This window comes from Streptomyces sp. NPDC006743, from assembly GCF_040703815.1.
GTDB lineage: Bacteria > Actinomycetota > Actinomycetes > Streptomycetales > Streptomycetaceae > Streptomyces.
The window spans coordinates 1-2,787 of the sequence record NZ_JBEYJA010000138.1; the positions used below are offsets into that span (position 1 = coordinate 1).

Consider the following 2,787-nt stretch of genomic DNA (forward strand, 5'->3'; position numbering starts at 1 on the left):
TGCGGGCTCACGCCAAGCACGGGGGCGCCTCCCCGGACGGCGCTCCGATGTCGCACCGGCAGATCATGGAGGCGCTCTCCGGGCTGCTGCTCGGCCTGTTCGCCGCCATCCTGTCCTCGACGATCGTCACGAACGCACTGCCGACGATCATCAAGGACCTCGGCGGCGGCCAGTCGGCGTACACCTGGGTCGTCACCGCGGCGCTGCTCGCCATGACGGCCTCGGTGCCCCTGTGGGGCAAGCTCTCCGACCTGCTCAGCAAGAAGGCGCTCGTCCAGATAGCCCTGATCATCTACGTCGCGGGCTCGGTCATAGCGGGCCTGGCGCAGAACCCCGCCATGCTGATCACCGCGCGAGTCGTCCAGGGCCTGGGCGCGGGCGGCCTGTCCGCGCTGGTGCAGGTCATCATGGCCGCGATGATCGCGCCCCGGGAGCGCGGCCGCTACTCCGGCTACACCGGCGCGACGTTCGCCGTCGCCACCGTCGGCGGCCCGCTGCTCGGCGGTGTCATCACCGACACCTCCTGGCTGGGCTGGCGCTACTGCCTGTTCGTCGGCATCCCCTTCGCCCTGATCGCCCTGCTGGTGCTGCAGAAGACCCTGCACCTGCCGGTCGCCAAGCGCCAGGTCAAGGTCGACTGGGCCGGAGCCTTCTTCATCACCGCCGCGGCCTCGCTGCTGCTGCTCTGGGTCACCTTCGCGAACGACAAGTACGACTGGGTGTCGTGGCAGACGTTCACGATGGTGGGCGGCGTGATCGTCCTGGCGCTGCTGTTCGTGCTGGTGGAGACCAGGGCGAGCGCGCCGATCATCCCGCTGCGCCTGTTCCGCAACCGCACCATCGCGCTGGCCTCGCTCGCCTCGCTCTTCGTCGGTGTCGGCATGTACTCGGGCACCGTGTTCTTCTCGCAGTACTTCCAGCTGGCCCGCGACAAGACCCCGACCATGTCGGGCGTCATGACGATCCCGATGATCGGCGGCCTGTTCGTCGCCTCCATGGTCTCCGGCCAGATCATCACCCGCACCGGCCGCTGGAAGGCCTGGCTGGTGGCCGGCGGCGCGTGCCTGACGGCGGGCCTGGGCCTGCTGGGCAGCATGCGCTACGACACCCCGTACTGGCATCTGTCCCTCTACATGGCGCTGCTCGGCGTCGGCGTCGGCATGACGATGCAGAACCTGGTGCTGTCCACGCAGAACCAGGTCGCCCCGCAGGACCTCGGCTCGGCGTCGTCGACGGTCAGCTTCTTCCGCACCCTCGGCGGCGCGGTCGGCGTCGGCGTACTGGGCTCGGTGATGTCGACCCGGATCAGCCACCACGCCAAGGACACCATCACGTCCCTCAGCCCGCACGCGCGGGCCGCCGCCGCCAAGGCGATGAGTTCCGGCGGCGAACTGCCCGACATGAACGCGCTTCCCTCCCCGGTGCGCACCTGGCTGGAGGGCGCCTACGGGCACGGCATCGCCGACGCCTTCCTGTACGCCGCGCCCTGCGCGTTCGTCGCCTTCCTCGTCGTCCTGTTCATCAAGGAGGTCCCGTTGCGTACCACCGGCGCCCTGGCCCAGGCCGCCCAGCAGCAGAACGCGGGCGAGGCCCCCGCACCGGCCGCGGCGCCGGACGAGGCCACCCGGATCCTCGCCGCCGCACCCGCCGCGGCCGAGACCACCGCTGAACAGCGGGTGCCCAGCTGGGCGACCGCCGCGGCCACCACCGAACCCGGCCCGGAGAGCACCCAGCGCCTCGCGGCCGTCGCCACCCTGGCCCCGGGCGAACCGGCCCGGGAGAGCGGCGGCGGGATCCCGGTGCACGGCTACGTGCGCGGTGCGGAGAGCGCGCCGGTGCCGCAGGCCGCGGTCACGCTGATCTCGCTGGCGGGCCGCCAGCTCGGCCGCTCCGTCGCGCAGGGCGACGGCGCCTACGCGGTGGACGCGCCGGGTGCGGGTTCGTACGTGCTGATCGCTTCGGCGGACGGCTTCCAGCCGCAGGCGTCCACGATCGTCGTGAACGACGAGCCGGTGGCGTACGACATCCTGCTCAGCGGCACCAGCGGGCTGAGCGGCGTGGTGCGCTCCGCCGAGAGCGGGGCGCCGGTCAAGGACGCCATGGTGATCGTCACCGATGTGCGCGGCGACCTGCTGGCCACCGGGACCACCGGTGAGCAGGGCGAGTTCTCCTTCGCGGAGCTGGTGCCGGGCGTGGTGACCGTCGCGGTGAACGCCGCCGGGCACCGGCCGCGCGCCCTGCCGCTGGAGGTGGGCGGAGCCGGGGTCACCCGGATCGAGATCGACCTGCAGGCCGGCGCCCAGCTCCAGGGCGTGGTCCGTGCCCCGCACGGTCCGCTCGCCGACGCCCGCGTGACGCTGGTCGACGCGGCGGGCAACGTGGTCGGCACGGCCACCACCGGTACCGACGGGGCGTACGCCTTCACCGATCTGGACAGCGGCGACTACACGGTCATCGCGACGGGCTACCCGCCGGCGGCGACCGCGCTGACCGTGGCCGGCCGCGGCGTCGACGGCCACGACATCGAACTCGCCCACCCCGGCCAGTAGCCGTCCACCGGCCCGCGGCAGCGGAGGGCGCACGCTTTCGCCGACGAGCGGAACAGCACACGCCCCCGCGCCGCGGGCCGGCCTCTTCCCCCCACTTTTTTCGTCACGCCTTACCAGCAGCGCTTTTCCAGGGAGTACACGTCGATGGGACTGACCGCGAGGATCCGCACCCGGGACGGATGGGCCGTGTCGCACGCGGTCGTCACGGTGACCGACATGACGGGCACGCAGGTGCTGC

1 protein-coding gene is annotated in these 2,787 nt (G+C 72.2%); it reads left to right on the forward strand.

Going from position 1 to position 2,787, the window contains the following annotated elements; translation table 11 throughout:
• Positions 1-2,549 (forward strand): MFS transporter (locus tag ABZ719_RS37440; RefSeq protein ID WP_366729636.1); only part of this gene is annotated, 2,549 nt, incomplete at its 5' end.
• Positions 2,550-2,787: the final 238 nt, after the last annotated feature.